This is a genomic window from Streptomyces sp. B1I3, from assembly GCF_030816615.1.
In the GTDB taxonomy this organism is placed as follows: domain Bacteria; phylum Actinomycetota; class Actinomycetes; order Streptomycetales; family Streptomycetaceae; genus Streptomyces.
On sequence record NZ_JAUSYD010000001.1, the window covers coordinates 6,930,202 to 6,946,162 of the forward strand.

The following is a 15,961-nucleotide window of genomic DNA, read 5'->3' on the forward strand; positions in this document are numbered from 1 at the left end:
CTACCTACTTCCGTTGGAAGAGTCCGCGCCTTCGGGAAATAGAGACCCCCCACCTTTACCCGGGCCGGGCGCGCCGGGTCTGGTGACCTGGGGGAACCGCCGCAGCGCACGGCCCGGCGGCACATTAGGAGGAACCATGCTCACTGCACTGACCGCCCTGCTCCCGACCACCGGGCCCTTGCTCTGGGTCCTGATCACCGTCCTGCACATCTGGATCACCGTGTACGTCGTCATCGTCGGAGTCGCCCTGCTGCACCCCCGCCGCTCCCGCCGGAGGGAAGCCCGCCAGATCCTCGACTGCCACCTCCTCGTCCTCAGGCCTCTGTGACCCTGCTGTAGAAGTGACCGCGGGGTTGTGGCAAGGGCCGGCCCCGGCCCTTGCCATCCGGATAGGCTGGTGTTGCCTTAACGGAGTTTGGTGGACACGAACGTCTCGAATCACAACCGTCAGGTGCGGCTGTCGTTCCTCGGTTAGCCAGTCGCTTTGGTGGGTCCGTAGAGGCGAAGTCCGGCCGTACCAACTGAGCGGAGGGTGTCACCGCACTCGAAGCGTGGGAAGGACCCCGGGCGGTAGAGCTGAAGAACCGCGCGGAGGGGCTGATCGACCAACTGGGATGAGCCCCGGCTGCCGGGCCCGAGGGTTCATCTCCCCGTGGAGGCGGGGAGATGAACCCACCTTCCGGGGCGCTCTACCAGATCGCCTCGACCCACTCCGGGTGGTCGATGAAGGGGTTGCGGTTCTTCTGGTAGGTGTCGAAGATGACCTGGTTGCGCTTCTCCTCGAACGCGCTCGGCGGATCCTGCTCGTTCCACTGCTTCAGCACGGAGAGGCGGCCGTGGTACGGGACACTGCCGTTGGAGACCGAATCGTTGGGCTCCAGATCGGCCCAGGCGTCGTCCCCCTCGTAGCGGACGGCCATGTAGAGGATCATGCGGGCCACATCTCCCTTGTCCGCGTTGCGCGGCTCGAAGGAGTTGGAGTCCGTATAGCTGCCGGCCGCGCCGCTGACCGCGCTGCCGCCGTAGTCGAAGTCCTTGTTGGCGCGGATGCTGTTGACCTGTACGTCCGCGGGACGCAGGTGGTGGAGGTCGGTGCCCGGGCCGGACGAGGTGCCGAAGTTGCCGTGCGACTGCGCCCACACGTGCTCACGGTTCCAGTCGCCGACGTCGCCGCCGTTGAGGGCCTTGCTGCGCGAGACCCCGCTGTACAGAAGGATCACGTTGCCGCTGTTGTTCGGGTCCTGGTCGGTGACCTTGAGCGCGTTCCAGACCGCGTCGTACGAGATCTTGGTCTGGGGGCTGATGATCGTGTGCAGCGAGGACTTCAGGCTCGTGCCCGTCTTGCCGATCGCGTTCTTGTAGTACGTGCTGTCGTACGCGGTGGTCGTGGCGCTCGCGGGACTCGCGGCGACCGTCGGAAGGGTCAGGCCGATCAGGACGGTGGATATGGCTGCCGCCGCCACCTTCCATCTGCCTATCTGCGCAACGGACATGGGGGTGCCCTTTCCCGGGGACGGCACGCGTTGGAATGCGGTGCCACCTCAACGGCGCCTCGTTCTACGCGTGTTGACTTTTTGTAACGGGGAGCATGGCACGGAGCGGCGCCCCGTCACGTAACCGGGAGGAGGCGTTTCCGTGACGTTCTCGCATACGTCGGAACTGTGGAGGTCTTCGGACCGAACTACGAGCGCCGCGTGGGTCCTGGCGACCACTGGCTCGGATCGGCGAGCAGGATTCAGGGAGCCCACTAGCCCACTACGGCGGCCGCACCTGCTGACCCCGGGCTCGGCTGGATGTGGCCGATCGTCGTCGGCCTGCCATCCGGCCGAGCACTTCATCCTGAAACAATCAGCTATTCAGCAGCGGCTTCGTTCCGTTTCGGAGGGTGCGAGGAGGCACGGTGATCAAAGCCGGGGACACCCCGGAGCGCGTGGCGCCGGCCAGGGCCTCGGCACTCCGCGCCGCGCGCGGCTGGCTGACCCGCCGTGGCGCCGACGGTGAGTTTCGTCCCACCCGGTACGCCGGTTGACGGACATCGTCAACCGGCGTACCCGGGGCCAGCCGGTCAGTGGGGCTGAGGGGGTGATGTCGAAATTCGACATCGGCGGCCTGCCGACCGGGCGTGCGCCCTTACGGCGCGAGCCGCGCTATGGGCGGATCACTTCTCCACGGAGGCCAGACGGGAACGACGTATGCCGTACACGGCGTAGAACACGAGGCCGACAGCCATCCAGGCACCGAACACGATCCAGGTGTCCACGTCGAGGGTGTACATGCTGTAGCCGCAGAAGACGAAGCCCAGAACGGGGAAGAGCGGGCCGAAGGGCACCTTGAACGTGCGGTCCATCTCGGGCCGGTTGTGGCGCAGCACGACCACTGCGATGTTGACCAGGGCGAACGCGAAGAGCGTACCGATGCTGGTCGCGCTGACGAGCTTGCCGAGCGGGATGGCCGCCGCGAGGACACCGCAGAAGAGCGAGACGATCACCGTGTTGACACGAGGCGTTCCGGACTTGGGGTGCACCTTGCCGAAGACCTTGGGTACGAGGCCGTCGCGGGACATCGCGAAGAGGATGCGGGTCTGGCCGTAGAGCACCGTCAGGACCACGCTCGCGATGGAGATGACCGCGCCGCCCGCGAGCAGGGTGCCCCAGAAGCCCTGTCCGGTGACATCGTTCATGATCGCGGTCAGGGTCGCCTCGGAGCCCGCGAACTTCCTCCAGTCCCACGCGCCGACCGCCACGGCGGCGACGAGCACGTACAGCACGGTGACGATGACCAGGGAGAGCATGATCGCTCGCGGAAGGTCGCGCTTGGGGTTCTTGGCCTCCTCGCCGGCGGTGGAGGCGGCGTCGAATCCGATGTAGGAGAAGAAGAGGATGGCGCCCGCGGCGCCCACGCTTCCGATACCGAGCGGCATGAAGTCGCTGTAGTTGCCCGACTTGAAGCCCATGAAGCCGATCGCGCAGAAGAGGACGAGCGAGGCGATCTTAACGAGGACCATGATCGTGTTGGCGCGAGCGGACTCCTTGGCCCCGCCCAGCAGGAACATCATGGCGAGCACGACGACGATCAGAGCGGGGAGGTTGAATATGCCGCCGTCGCCGGGGGGTGCGCTGAGCGCCGTGGGAAGGGTGACGCCGAGGGTTCCGTCGAGCAGTTGGTTGAGGTAGTCACCCCAGCCGACCGCGACGGCCGCGACGGACACGCCGTACTCCAGGAGCAGACACCAGCCGCAGACCCATGCGACGAGTTCACCCATCGTTGCGTAAGCATACGAGTAGGAGGAGCCGGCCACTGGAATGGTGCCGGCGAGTTCGGCGTACGAGAGGGCCGAGAAGAGCGCCGTGAGTCCGGCGAACACGAAGGCGAGCGTGACGGCAGGGCCGGCCTTGGGAACGGATTCGCCGAGGACCACGAAAATTCCGGTGCCGAGCGTGGCACCGATGCTGATCATGGTCAGCTGCCACATGGAGAGCGAGCGGCGGAGGCTGCCGCCCTCACCCTGTCCACCCTCGGCGACCAGGCGTTCTACCGGCTTGCGCCGGGTGAGGGCGGAGAGCACGGATGACTTCGGCGTGGGGGCCGTCGTATCGGGCGCGACTGTGCCTTGGTCCAGCACTGGGGGGCTCCTTCATCGCTGCGGGTCAGTGGACGGGACCTGCGGCGGTGACACGGGCGTCACGAAAGAGACCCGAGGGGGATGGGGAACCGCTGAGCAGACGGTCGCCGCCACTCCTGGTACGAGGCATGAGCCTAAGCCCCGGAGTTCGCGCCAGTAATGCAGGGTTGTTGCGCATCGGCGGATGATCATTGCGCATTTCCGTTACAGGCGGGGAAACATTGTCCCGCACCGCATGAAACGACACATTGGGGTGTCCGGGGTGTACGGGCTCCGCACGCGGGTAGGCGCTCCTCGCGCCGGCTGACCCACTCGGTGGGTCAGCCGGCGCCGTCACGGTCGGAGGCGTCCATGAGCCGGCCGCCCCCTGGGCGCTTGACGTGCGGCCCGGTCCGAGATCGGAACCCCCAGCGATCCCGGCCGCCCGGCGTTGCTGGAGTCCCGGGCCGTTGTACGCGCCCCGGTGCGGCTTCGTGGTGGTGGACACCGGGTTCGCCCAGTAGTCGCGGCCTCCGTGGCCGCTGATCACGGAGCCGTTGTTCAGGGCGGGGGACGTGGTTCGCAGCTTGTGACCGTCGACGGACTGGATCGTGTCGCCGCCGGTGCCGGGGTTCACGAAGTGCGGGTCGCCGACGATCCCGTTTCCGTGACAGCGCGCGACATACAGGCGGTGGCCCCGGGTAGGCGGACGGTACACAGTTCGCAGGAGGAACCCATGTCCGGATTGGTTACGCGCATCAAGCAGTTCTCCCGCACCCCGCAGGGACGCCGAGCGATCGCGAGCGCCCGCCGCGCCGCCGCCGACCCGCGTAAGCGCTCCCAGGCCCGCGGTCTCATCGGTCGGTTGCGCGGGCGCCGGTGACGGGGGGCGATCGGGAGGGCAGGCGGATGGCCAAGGGAGGTCTGACACGCTGGGAACGGGTGCTGGAGCGCTGGGAAAGCGCTCTGGTCCCCAGGACCCACCACGATGAGCCCGTCGAACTCCTCGACGCGCTGCGGCGAGAGTGTGATTCCCGGGCCGTCGTGTGCAGTGAGAGCAGAGTGGTCGTGCCCAACGCCTACGAGGTGGAACTGGACGCCCGCGTGCACGAGGAGTTGGTGCGGCAGACCGGCGGCGACGTGGGAGAGGCGCTGACCGACGACCTGGCACGGCACGGCGAGCGCATGGGATACGAGTGGGTGGGGCCGCTCACCCTGCGCGTCAGTCCCACCGATCGCCCGTCCGGTGATCCCTACCGGGTGAGCAGTGCCCCCATGCCGCACGTGCGTGCGGACGCCTTCCCGGCGGAAGGTTGATCCTCGCGGTGGGTCCGGCCGGTACCCGGTGGATGGGCCGAGGCCCTCGCCATGGCGCCGCGGTGCCGCAGGTCCCTGCGCAGGGCCGCGTGTACACGGGGTGCCGGTAAGAATGCTGTCACCAGCCGCAAACGGCGGTGCTCTTTGGAGGGCGTCACCCGTGTGGGTGAGTCCTGGGCTGTACGGCTGCGGTGGGTGAAGCTCTGCGGGGACGATCGTCGATCGTGGCCCGTACTCCGCTGGACCTGGATGAACCCGTCGAGCACTGGACGCTACTGAAAGACGAGCAGGCGCTCGTGTCCGGCAAGCGTGGTGCGACGCGACTGGGCTTCGCGGTACTGCTGAAGTTCTGCACGCAGTACGGCCGGTTTCCCCGGAATCGGGTATAGCTGCCTGGTGAGGGCGTGGAGTTCGTGGCCCGGCAGGTACAGGTTCCCGCCTCGGAGCTGGGTTTCTACGACTGGACGGGCCGCACGGTCGAGTACCACCGTGCGCAGGTCCGGGAGCACCTCGGCTTCGGTGAGTGCAGCGTCGCGGACGCGGAGAAGCTGACGGCGTATCTGGCCGGGCACGTTGCGCACAGGGAACGCAGGCCCGAGCAGGTCCGGGTGGAACTGCTGGCGCGCTGCCGCACTGAGAGTATCGAGCCGCCCACGGCGGGCCGGTGTGACCGGATCGTGGCGGCTGCTCTGCGGGCGGCCGAGGAGTCGCTGACGGCCCTGATCTCCTCACGGCTGACCGTGGAGAGTATCGAGCGGATCGTGGCTCTGGTGGCCGGCGCCGACCAGGACGACGCCGGACCCGCGGGCGGCGGCGCGGAGGGCGAGGACGCGCCGCCGGTACTGGCGAAGGTCAAGGAAGCGCCGGGCAACGTGAGCCTGGAGACGATGCTCACCGAGATTGACAAGCTCCTGGCGGTGCGGGCGATCGGTCTGCCACGGGATCTGTTCGTCGACGTCGCGCCGAAGGTTGTGGCCGGCTGGCGGGCGCGGGCCGCGGTGGAGTCGCCTTCCCATCTGCGGACGCACCCGGTGCCGCTGCGGGTGACCTTGCTGGCCGCCTTGCTGCACGAGCGGGAGCGGGAGCGGGAGATCACGGACACGCTGGTGAAGCTGCTGATCTCCACGGTGCACCGGATCGGGGCGCGGGCGGAGAAGAAGGTCACCGAGCAGCTCATCAACGCGTTCAAGAAGGTGTCGGGCAAGGGGAACATCCTCTTGAAGCTCGCCGAAGCGTCGCTCGGCGCCCCGGAGCGGGCGGTCCGTCAGGTCATGTTCCCGGCGGTGTCCGGGGGTGAGGCGACGCTGCGGGAGCTGGTGCACGAGTTCAAGACCCGGGGGCCGGTCTACCGGCGCACGGTGCAGACCACGCTGAAGGCGTCGTACACCAACCACTGCCGGCGCGGGCTGAGCAGGCTGCTGGACGTGCTGGAGTTCCGTTCCTCCGACCATGCTCACCGGCCGGTGATCGAGGCCCTGGCGCTGGTGGCGCGGTACGCGAACGCGGGAACACGACCTACTACCCGCTGGGTGAGACGGTGCCCGTCCACAAGGCTATGGGCGGGGACTGGGCGGAGGTCGTGCACCGCGCCGACAAGCGCCGTCGGCGCCGGGTGGTGCGCATGGTCTACGAGGTCGTCGCCTTCCAGGCCCTGCGCGATCAGCTCAAGTTCAAGCAGATCTGAGTGGTCGGCGCCGACGAGTGGCGCAACCCGGACGAGGACCTGCCACAGGACTTCGAGGCCCGGCGGGAGGAGAAATACCGGGAGCTGCGCAAGCCGCTGGACGCCGCCGTGTTCATCGGCGAGCTGCGCGGGCAGATGACGGCCGAGCTGACCCTGTCAACGACAAGATGCCGAAGCTGTCCTGGCTGGACATCGCCGAGCGGAAGTCCGGGGCAATCCGGCTGACGGCGGCCGAGGCCCAGCCCGAGCCGCGCAACCTGCGCAGGGTCAAGGCCGGGGTACAGAGGCGTTGGGGCATCGTGCCGCTGGTCGACATGCTGAAGGAAGCGGTGCTGCGGACCGGCTGCCTGGACGCGGTCACCTCCGTCTCCGGTGGCGGCAGCCTCTCGCCGGAGGTGCTGGCGGAACGCCTGCTGCTGGTGATCTACGCGTACGGCACGAACACCGGGATCAAGGCCGTGGCGTCCGGCGGCCACGGCCACACCGAGGACGAACTCCGCTACGTACGCCGCCGCTACCTGTCCGCCGAGGCCGCCCGTGCCGTCGCCGTCCAGATCGCGAACGCCACCTTCGCCGCCCGCAGTACCGAGTTGTGGGGTCAGGGCTCGACCGCGGTCGCCTCCGACTCCACACACGTGCGCGCCTACGACCAGTACCTCTTCGCCGAGTGGCACTCGCGCTACGGCGGCCGCGGGGTGCTCATCTACTGGCATGTGGAGAAGAAGTCCCTGGCCATCCACTCCCAGCTGATCAACTGCACCGCCTCCGAGGTGGCCGCGGTGATCGAGGGCGCCATGCGGCACGGCACCACCATGGGCGTCGAGGCGAACTACACGGACTCGCACGGCCAGTCGGAAATCGGCTTTGGCATCACGAGGCTGCTGAACTTCGACCTGCTGCCCAGGATCAAGCGGATCAACAAGGTGAAGCCGTACCGGCCGGTGGCCGGCGAACCGGACGCCTACCCGCAGTTGGCCCCTGCGCTGACCCGCCCGATCCGCTGGGAACTCATCGCTCAGCAGTACGACCAGATGGTCAAGTACGCCACGGCGATCCGTACCCGCACCGCGTCCACCGAGGCGATCTTGCGGCGCTTCACCCGCAACGCCTCCCACCCCACCTACGCGGCGATGCTGGAGGTCGGTCGCGCCCAGAAGACCATCTTCGTGGCCCGCTACCTGCGGCTGCGCGATCTCCAGCGGGAGATCGAGGAGGGCCTGAACGTGATGGAGTCCTCCAACGGCGTGAACTCCGTGATCGCCTACGGCAAGGGCGGGGAGATCGCCTCGAACCGGCGCGACGAGCAGGAGATGTTCGTGCTGTGCCTGCGGATTCTGCAATCGGCCCTGGTGTACGTGAACACCCTGATGCTCCAGGACGTCCTTGGCGAACCCGAGTGGGCCGACCTCCTCACGCGCGCCGACCGGCGCGGGCTGACCCCGCTTTTCTGTTCCCATGTCCGTCCGTACGGAGAGGTCAATCTCGACATGGACGCCCGCCTCAACCTCACCGCGGTCACGGTGCCTGGCCCCCGTACGGCGGGCGATGATGAACCGGCCAACGAGCCTATGGACGCGTGAGCCGGTCCAGTCCCGTCACCGCGCGCACGACGGGCAGCCGTAACCGGCGGGACTGGCCAACCCTTGAATCGGAACAGCCGGGCGGCATGCCCTCCTGGGCACGCCGCCCGGCTGTGGTCAGTCAGTAGGCCGCCGCCGGCTCTACATCCAGGACCGCCTTGCCCGCGATTCGCCGGTCCAGCAGCGCTTGGGCGGCCTCGGCGACACGGTCCCAGGAACCGCGCCAGTCGACCTCTGGGGAGAGCCTCCCCGCTGCCACGAACTCCAGCAGGGTTGCCAGGTCCGGGCCGACCTCGTGGACGTCGCCGAACGTGTTCATTGTCTTGGACGGCCCCGCGGAGTACAGCGAGTACGGCGCGAACACCGCCGGTTCGTCGGAAGCCCAGCCAATGTTCTGCACACCTCCGCCCGGGGCGAGGAGTTCCCAGGCTGCGGCCAGCTGTTGGCCGCCGACATTGTCGAGGATGAGGTCCACCGGCTGGTCGATGCCTTCCAGGCCAACCACCACTTGGTGGGCGCCCAGCTTGGCCAAGCCAGCGGCACGCGTCGACGACCCCACCGAGGCGATCACATGGGCACCCCCCAGGGCAGCGAGCTGGACCGCGTAGCGGCCGACGCCGCCGGCCGCGCCGGTGATCAGTACTCGTCGGCCCAAGATGGAGCGGGAGCGCAGCGTGCGTAGCGCAGTGATGCCGGCCATCGGCAGCGCGGCGGCGTCAGCGAGGTCGACCTGGGCGGGAACCTCGGCCACCGCAGTGGTGTCCACGACCATCCGCTGGGCCCACGCGCCGGCTCCGAACGCCGTGACCCTGGCTCCTACGGACGGTCCGGTGCCGTCCGTCGCGGCACGTACGACGACACCGGCGGCGTCGTAGCCGTGAACGGTCCCGGCCGGAAGTCGCCCCGCGAACGCCACCTCGCCGCGGTTGAGTGAGATGTGCTGGACATCGACCACCAGCTGATGCGGTGCTGCCTGGGGTTCTGCGGCCGGCCCAAGACGCAGGGATCCGGGAGCGTCGGGATCGACGACGAGGGCGTGCATGACCATGAGGCCTCCCTGTAGACGTGCATTATGCGGACCGTCAGTCCGTTTAATTGTCACGGTAGTATGCGGACTAACAGTCCGTCTAGCTGAGGGGTGCCGATGCCTGAACAGCGGGCCGAACGCGCTGACGCGGTCCGTAACCGTCGCGCGGTGCTACGCGCGACTGAGCAACTCTTGACCGAAGGCGGCGGGGACCATGTGTCTCTCGACCGTGTTGCCGCCCTTGCCGGAGTTGGGAAAGGCACCGTCTTCCGGCGCTTCGGCAACCGCGCCGGACTGCTGCAGGCGCTGCTGGAGGAGAGGTCCCGGGAACTGCGCGACGCGGTCGGGAACGGGCCCCCACCCCTGGGGCCCGGAGCGCCCACATCGGAGCGACTGCTCGCCTTCCTGGATAGGCTCGGTGCGATCGCCGAAGGCAACGCCACCTTGCTGTCCGCGCACGGGCAAGCCTGCGCGGAGGACAAGTACGACGATCCCAGCTACCAGCTCTGGTACCGCCATCTGAGCACCTTGTTCGCCGACGGAACTCCAGATCTCGACGCCGGCTTCCTGGCCCACGCCGTACTCGCAGTCTTCGACGGCGACCTGATCCGCCGCATGACACCGCCTGACGACCCTCGCCGCTTCACCCGTTCCGTCCAGCAGATGGCCATGGCGCTCCTCCGCCGCGACTGATCGTCGGAGTGTCCAGCTATCGCAAGCGCGGCGTCGGCTTCACCTCGCTGCACGAGGCGCTCGACACGACCACGCCCGGTGGGCGCATGGTCTTTAACGCAAACAGCCCTGGACCAACGTGATCACCAACGCCCTGGCACGGCTCGAAGCTCTACCTGACCCAGGCTGACCAGCACGTTCGCGTCCCTTCGAGCAACACCACCCCGACCGGAGCCGTGGAACCCGGCGCCCACCCGACGCGACAGCCGGGCCCTCCGCCTGCCAGCCACCAGGAACAGATGTACTCGGCCGGATACGTGAAGGGGTGGTGACGTCAGCGGGTGCCGGCCTCGGCGCGCGCGTAGAACGCGGCGAGCTCGTTGGGGTTCTTGGTGTAGACGTCGATCTTGCGCACCGTGCCGTCCTCGACGTGGTGGATCTCCACCATGGTCAGCGGGAACTTCTCACCGGTGGTGTGGGCCGTGAGTGTCCCGATGACGCCGGCGGGGCCCTCGAACACCTCGGCACCGGTGATGGCGACGTCGGCGTAGCCCATCATCGCGCCCAGGACCGCCTGCACGAACACCTCGCGGCCCTGGTGCACACCGCCGTAGGGAAGCTGGTTCGGCTCGTCGACGATCACGTCGGCGGCGAGCTTGGCCAAGACACCCGGCACATCGCCCTTGCTCAATGCGACATACAGCCCTCGCACGACATCCGCGGGGCTCTCCGCAACCGTCTCGGTCTGGTCGCTCATCTTGTGTGTCCTGTCCGTGTTCGGGTGCCGCCGACCGGGGCGCGTACGCCTCTGCGCCGGTCGGGCCCCGGGAGACCGGGGCACGCACCATGCAACGGCAGACGGCCGTGACGGGGGAGTCTTTGCTGTGAGGGGTACTGGCAGGGACCCCCAACCCTCGCGCGGTCTGCCTACCCTGATCCTCATGGACAACCGGGACGCAGTCAGCGCATTCCTCCGCTCCCGACGCGAGAGGATCACCCCCGAGCAGGCGGGTCTGCCGGCGTACGGTCAGCGGCGGGTGCCCGGACTGCGCAGGGGCGAGGTCGCCGCGCTTGCCGGGGTGAGTGTCGAGTACTACACACGCCTGGAGCGCGGCAGCCTCCGAGGCGTCTCCGACAGTGTGCTGGATGCCCTCGCCCAGGCCCTTCGGCTGGACACCACTGAGCGCATGTACCTGTACGACCTGGCGCGCGCTGCCGGCCCGGCGCCCGGCGCGCTGTCACGCAGGCGGGAAGTCCGGCCGGCGGTGCGGCCGAGTGTGGCGCGGATCGTCGAAGGCATGCCGGGGATGGCGGCGTGTGTGATGAACAACCGCCTTGATGTACTGGCCGCCAACCCGCTGGGCCGGGCCCTGTACTCGCAGATGTATGCCGACTCGTCCTGCGGGGCGAACATCGCCCGGTTTGCGTTCTTCAATCCGGCAGCCAGACGGTTCTACGCCGACTGGGAGCGCATGGCCCGCTTCGCCGTGGGCGCGCTGCGCGTTGAGGCGGGGAAAAGCCCTTACGACCGGGAGTTGTCGAATCTGATCGGTGAACTGTCCACCCGCAGCGACGCCTTCCGCGTGATGTGGGGATCCCACGATGTGCATGTTTTCCGCACGAGCACCAAACGCCTCAACCATCCGCTCGTCGGCGACCTGGAACTCGATCAGGAGACCATGAGCCTGCCCGACGGAAGCGGCCTGAGCGTGGTCGTCTACAGCGCGCCCCCCGGCACCGCAGCCGAGGACGGCCTGAAGCTGCTCGCGAGCTGGTCCGCCACGACCGGACGGGAACAGGACGCCCGATCCACGAGTGAACCGTGAGGCTGTCCGCCTTCCGTCTCACTTGCAACGAGAACGAGATCCGGAGCGAGGATCCTCCGGACGAGCAGCTTTCCTCGGGCTGAGAAGAACCGCGGTCCGTGCGCTCGACCTCAGTTGCGACGCGGGACAGAGCGACGATCCTGAACGCGGTCGGGCCTCGTTCGTCGCGTCCTGGCGGGCAATGCGGAGCCAAGCGTGCCCTTGTCGGCCGGCCTCGCCGCGAGTGCCCACCACAGCCGGGACCTATCCGGCCAACCCGGGTCGAGAGGGCTGAACGTGCCGTTATCACCACGCTGTTCGGGAGTGAGCGCGAGACCGAACAGGGTCCGAACCGGACCGTCACTGCACAGTGACCCGTCCACAGCTCGAACAAGGCATCCGCCCGGCCCGTCATCGACGCGTGCAACTCCGCGCGGAAGCGTGGCACCGTCGCGAACTCCTCGATCGTCGCGCCGTCCCATCTTTTCGATACTGCCGCAGTAGATGCGTACACCTCGCCCCAGAGGCCGGAAGCCCCCGCCGCAGGACGCGGTGATCACGGCAGGGGCTCTGGGGCAGTAGATCCGGCATTTACCGCGGCAAGCCGTGCAGTGCTGCGGATGCCAGTCGTGCCGCTGGTGGTAGTGGCGCGTGCTGGGGGCAGGCTCCGAACGCCTGGATCACCAACCCTGCGAAACGTCGGGAGGCCGTGACCTGGGTGGCGGTCGATGTGGCGTGGATCCCCTTGTTGGCCACGAGTATGAGAATCAGGTCGTCCAGGATGAAGTCGGACCGTAGGTGCCCAGCGTCCTTGGCTCGCCGGGCCAGTTCGGCGACTGCTTTCAGCGTGTACTCACGGCCCGCGGCGACATCCGTTACCCCCGGGAAGGTCGACAGGAAGGCTTCGGTGAAGCCCCGATCGCGGGCGTGCAGCTCACACATCTTCTCGATCACCAGGCACAGGCCACGCCACGGATCAGGATCTGCGCACCCCTCGTCGACGATGGCGCGGCATGCGTGCAGCTGGTCCGCGAAGGCTTCGGCGACCAGCATCTGCTTGGTCGGGAAGTGACGGTACAAGGTGGCAGGTCCCACCCCGGCACGCCGCGCGATCTCCCGCATCGGCACGTCCAGGCCGTCAGCGGAGAACAGCGCTCGGGCCGCGTCGAGGATGCCTTTCCGATTGTCCAGCGCGTCGGAACGCAGGGTATGAGGCAAGTGGTCGGTCACCACTCTCACTTTACCTAAACGGACGGTGGCGTCCGTTACCGTCCAGAACGTAGAAACGCACCGAGATCATCGCGGCGCGCGGCACCGGGACCGATGCTCGGCCGCGGCGTGAAGCCCCTCCCCGCCAAGCGGCGATCGGTGGCGGGCATGGAGCAGGACCGTGCCTGAGCGGTCCGAGAACATGGGAGACGACATTGAAGGCAATCGCGATCCAGACGTACGGAGGCCCTGAAGGCCTGGCTGTTGTCGACCTGCCGGTACCCGCACCTACTGCCGGGCAGGTGCTGATCGACACCGAGGCGGTGGGCGTCGGTGGTGTCGACACCGTGATCCGAAGCGGGGCTCTGGCCGCCTACGGCTTCAAGGAGGGCCACATCCCGGGTGGCGAGGTGGCGGGCACCGTGACCGCAGTCGGTGACGGCGTCGACGCATCGTGGATCGGCCGGCGGGTGTGGGGCTTCACCGGCACCGGCGGAGGCTACGTCGAACAGGCCGTCGCGCCGGTCGAGGAGATCCTTCCCCTGCCCAGTAGCCTGTCCGCCGTCGACGCGGTGACGCTCGGCAGTTCCGGTGTAGTGGCTCACTTCGGGCTTCGCCACGCCCATTTCGCTCCCGGGGAGACGGTTTTGGTGCGTGGTGCGGCCGGCAGCATCGGGATCATGACCGTCCAGCTCGCCGCTCGCGGTGGTGCCGCCGCAGTGGCGGTCACGACATCGTCGGCCGAGCGCGGCGAGCGGTTGCGCCGCCTCGGCGCGACCCACGTACTGGAGCGCTCCGGCGACGGAGGGGAAGAGACTCCCGCAGGCTATGACGTCATCATCGACGTTGTGGCCGGTGAGGACATGCCGTCGTTCCTCGACAGGCTCAACCCGAACGGCCGCATGGTGGCCGTGGGCGCTGTCGCAGGTCAGCCGCCCGCAGATTTCGGCACGAAGCTCATGGCGGCGTTCCAGAAGTCGCTCTCATTCGCCACTTTCAGCACAGCCACCGTTACCCGAGCCGACCGACGTGCCGTGCGCAGCGAACAGTTCGCCGCCGCCAGCCGCGGCGAGATCGAAACGGTGGTGCACGAACTGCTGCCACTGGACGGAGCGGCGCTGGCGCACCAGAAGATGGACGCGGGCGAGGTCTTCGGCAGGATCGTGCTGACACCGTAGCTTCCGCGCTCCCCATCTGTGTGGGTGTCCTTCTCGTGCACCGTGGGGCCGGGCCGGTACTGACTTCGGCCACTTCCTCGACTGTACGGCCGGTGCACGCGAGGAAGAAGCCTCCGGGGGTCGCTTCGCCGAGGGCCGCTGGCCGTTTGCCCGGAACGTCGTCAGCGACGGCACGCCCGTCTCCGGATCGATGAAAAGGGCCTCGTTCTCCGGGTACCCGGCATCCGCCGCGGCGGCGCCTCGCAGCTTGTCCTCCGGCTGCTGACGGAAGAGCTTGGCGTCGAACTCGGCGTTCTCGCCCGGGCCAACACCGCGAAGAAGTGACACAGCTTCACGCCGCCGTCGCGGTCGCCCACGGCGAACTCCTCACGCTTCGACGGCAGATTTCAGGCTGAGCCACCCGGCCGGCCGGGTGGCACCCTGCGCCCGTTGCGGGACCCGGACGCGGCCGGACTCGACGACGAGGACGGCGCGGAGGGCTGCCGACGGTGAAGGATTCCTCTGGGACGAGTGGCATGCGGTGTCGTGCCAGGACCGGCGGCAACGGCCCAAGACGGGCCCCGCTGCATGCCAGTTGCCGCCACACCAGACAATCGGTCGGATTGACCGAAGGGCGCAGCCTAGGCGTCTTTCGCCTCAGCCGCCTCATGAAAGCTGACGATCGCTTCACCGTTGGATCTCGCCCATTCGGTCAGCTTGGTGATCGGCTCCTCGAGCGTGCGTCCGAGCTCGGTCAAGCTGTATTCCACACGTGGTGGCGCTTCGGCGTACACGCGCCGCTCGACCAGCCCGTTGTCCTGGAGCCGGCGCAGCGTCTGCGTCAGTACCTTGCGTGAGACGCCTCCGATCAGTTCGACCAGATCGCCGTGCCGTAGGGGACCGTCACTCAGCGCAAAGAGCGTGACCACCGCCCATTTGCTGGCAATGATCTCGATTGCCAGGCGAGCGGGGCAGTCGGCGAGGAAGACGGTTCCGGGACGGAGGCTCACGAGCTGAAGGGTACCTTCAGGTACCTATCGGCTGCCTACCGTCGAAGATATGCAGCGCACCATCCCGATGGGTGCCGAGGTCGAACTCGGCATCTTCTCCCTCACCGACATGGTCCCGGGTGACACCGGCTCGCAACGAGTCCGCGACATCGTGGACGTCGGCGCCCTCGCAGACCAGGCAGGGCTCGACGTGTTCGGTGTCGATGAACACCGCACACTCCGGTTCGCGGTGTCCTCGCCCGCAGTCGTCCTCGCCGCCGCCGCCGTCGCCGCCAAAACTTCCTTTATCACCCTGACCGGCGCCGTCTCGGTCCTGAGCGTGCTCGACCCCGTCCGTCTCCACCAGGACTTCGCCCAGCTCGACCTGGTCTCGGACGGTCATGCCGAGATCACGGCGGGCCGCAGCGCCTACACCGAGCCGTTCGACATCTTCGGCGTCGACATGGAGCACTACGACGAACGCCGAGAAACTCGACCTGCTGCGCATCCTCGCCACCCAGGGCGATGTCACATGGGCGGGGCGGTTCCACCCAGCGCTGAAAAACGCCACCATCGTCCCCCACCTGAACCGCACGCTGCCGGTACGGCTGGCTGCCGGATGGTCAACGGACAGCTCCGACGTCGCACCCGCAGCGCGGAGCGATTCCGGCTGAACCGTCGGCTCAGCCGTCACCGTGCCGGGGGTTTGCCCACCACCCCGCACCCGCATGCCCGCCCGGACGAGCGCGTGCGTGCATCTTCACCTACCGGTGGATCCACGCCCATGCCAAGCAATCATCCATGTCCAACCCGACCACCTACCTCCTTGTCCACGGCGCCTGGCACAACGGGCACTCCTGGAACCGCGTCGCCCGCTGCCCGAAAACGAGCGTGACCCGCGAAGCGGAGCACGACCAGGT

The 15,961-nt window shown here is 68.0% G+C and carries 16 protein-coding genes; 10 read left to right on the forward strand and 6 right to left on the reverse strand.

Annotated features, from left to right (window positions below; genetic code table 11):
- Nucleotides 1-136 precede the first annotated feature (136 nt).
- On the forward strand, nt 137-328 hold the full coding sequence (locus tag QFZ58_RS31515) for a hypothetical protein (RefSeq protein WP_307128264.1): 192 nt from the start codon (nt 137-139) through the stop codon (nt 326-328).
- Between the two features lie 361 nt (nt 329-689).
- On the opposite strand, the gene QFZ58_RS31520 is transcribed toward QFZ58_RS31515, so the two are convergent.
- A complete protein-coding gene (locus QFZ58_RS31520) occupies nt 690-1,493 on the reverse strand; it encodes an endonuclease I family protein (protein WP_307128265.1) in 804 nt (267 codons plus the stop codon).
- A 665-nt stretch (nt 1,494-2,158) separates the two neighbouring features.
- Entirely contained in the window at nt 2,159-3,622 is a 1,464-nt protein-coding gene (locus tag QFZ58_RS31525) for an amino acid permease (RefSeq protein ID WP_307128266.1), read from the reverse strand.
- A 715-nt stretch (nt 3,623-4,337) separates the two neighbouring features.
- Here QFZ58_RS31525 and QFZ58_RS31530 point away from each other — a divergent pair.
- The 5 genes from QFZ58_RS31530 to QFZ58_RS31550 all read left to right on the forward strand — a co-directional run bounded on the left by QFZ58_RS31530 (nt 4,338) and on the right by QFZ58_RS31550 (nt 8,182).
- On the forward strand, nt 4,338-4,484 hold the full coding sequence (locus QFZ58_RS31530) for a hypothetical protein (protein WP_307128267.1): 147 nt from the start codon (nt 4,338-4,340) through the stop codon (nt 4,482-4,484).
- 26 nt (nt 4,485-4,510) lie between these two features.
- On the forward strand, nt 4,511-4,918 hold the full coding sequence (locus QFZ58_RS31535) for an FhaA domain-containing protein (protein WP_307128268.1): 408 nt from the start codon (nt 4,511-4,513) through the stop codon (nt 4,916-4,918).
- A 224-nt stretch (nt 4,919-5,142) separates the two neighbouring features.
- The gene (locus QFZ58_RS31540; RefSeq protein ID WP_307128269.1) at nt 5,143-5,307 is read left to right on the forward strand and encodes a DUF4158 domain-containing protein; all 165 of its coding nucleotides are present in this window, start codon (nt 5,143-5,145) and stop codon (nt 5,305-5,307) included.
- Nucleotides 5,308-5,331: 24 nt separating this feature from the next.
- Nucleotides 5,332-6,741 (forward strand): DUF4158 domain-containing protein, encoded by a 1,410-nt coding sequence (locus tag QFZ58_RS31545; protein WP_373428619.1) that lies wholly within the window; start codon nt 5,332-5,334, stop codon nt 6,739-6,741.
- Nucleotides 6,742-6,769: 28 nt separating this feature from the next.
- Nucleotides 6,770-8,182, forward strand: a complete 1,413-nt coding sequence (locus tag QFZ58_RS31550) for a transposase (protein WP_307128271.1) — start codon at nt 6,770-6,772, stop codon at nt 8,180-8,182.
- A 121-nt stretch (nt 8,183-8,303) separates the two neighbouring features.
- Here the strand turns inward: QFZ58_RS31550 and QFZ58_RS31555 are convergent, their stop codons facing one another.
- On the reverse strand, nt 8,304-9,137 hold the full coding sequence (locus QFZ58_RS31555) for a zinc-binding dehydrogenase (protein WP_307129060.1): 834 nt from the start codon (nt 9,135-9,137) through the stop codon (nt 8,304-8,306).
- Between the two features lie 189 nt (nt 9,138-9,326).
- Here QFZ58_RS31555 and QFZ58_RS31560 point away from each other — a divergent pair, with 189 nt between their 5' ends.
- Nucleotides 9,327-9,902 (forward strand): TetR/AcrR family transcriptional regulator, encoded by a 576-nt coding sequence (locus QFZ58_RS31560; RefSeq protein ID WP_307128272.1) that lies wholly within the window; start codon nt 9,327-9,329, stop codon nt 9,900-9,902.
- 313 nt (nt 9,903-10,215) lie between these two features.
- Here the strand turns inward: QFZ58_RS31560 and QFZ58_RS31565 are convergent, their stop codons facing one another.
- Nucleotides 10,216-10,638: a nuclear transport factor 2 family protein gene (locus tag QFZ58_RS31565; protein WP_307128273.1), complete on the reverse strand. Its 423-nt coding sequence runs from the start codon at nt 10,636-10,638 to the stop codon at nt 10,216-10,218.
- Nucleotides 10,639-10,822: 184 nt separating this feature from the next.
- On the opposite strand from QFZ58_RS31565, the gene QFZ58_RS31570 reads away from it, so the two are divergent.
- Nucleotides 10,823-11,707 carry a helix-turn-helix domain-containing protein gene (locus QFZ58_RS31570; RefSeq protein WP_307128274.1) on the forward strand — a complete coding sequence of 295 codons (885 nt, stop codon included), beginning with the start codon at nt 10,823-10,825 and terminating at the stop codon, nt 11,705-11,707.
- A 570-nt stretch (nt 11,708-12,277) separates the two neighbouring features.
- Here QFZ58_RS31570 and QFZ58_RS31575 read toward each other — a convergent pair.
- On the reverse strand, nt 12,278-12,916 hold the full coding sequence (locus tag QFZ58_RS31575) for a TetR/AcrR family transcriptional regulator (protein ID WP_307128275.1): 639 nt from the start codon (nt 12,914-12,916) through the stop codon (nt 12,278-12,280).
- Nucleotides 12,917-13,110: 194 nt separating this feature from the next.
- Here QFZ58_RS31575 and QFZ58_RS31580 point away from each other — a divergent pair, with 194 nt between their 5' ends.
- The gene (locus QFZ58_RS31580; RefSeq protein WP_307128276.1) at nt 13,111-14,073 is read left to right on the forward strand and encodes a zinc-binding dehydrogenase; all 963 of its coding nucleotides are present in this window, start codon (nt 13,111-13,113) and stop codon (nt 14,071-14,073) included.
- A gap of 620 nt (nt 14,074-14,693) precedes the next feature.
- Here the strand turns inward: QFZ58_RS31580 and QFZ58_RS31585 are convergent.
- The gene (locus QFZ58_RS31585; protein ID WP_307128277.1) at nt 14,694-15,062 is read right to left on the reverse strand and encodes a helix-turn-helix domain-containing protein; all 369 of its coding nucleotides are present in this window, start codon (nt 15,060-15,062) and stop codon (nt 14,694-14,696) included.
- A gap of 109 nt (nt 15,063-15,171) precedes the next feature.
- Here QFZ58_RS31585 and QFZ58_RS34590 point away from each other — a divergent pair, with 109 nt between their 5' ends.
- Complete coding sequence (locus tag QFZ58_RS34590) at nt 15,172-15,936, forward strand: LLM class flavin-dependent oxidoreductase (protein ID WP_373428683.1); 765 nt, start codon at nt 15,172-15,174, stop codon at nt 15,934-15,936.
- Nucleotides 15,937-15,961: the final 25 nt, after the last annotated feature.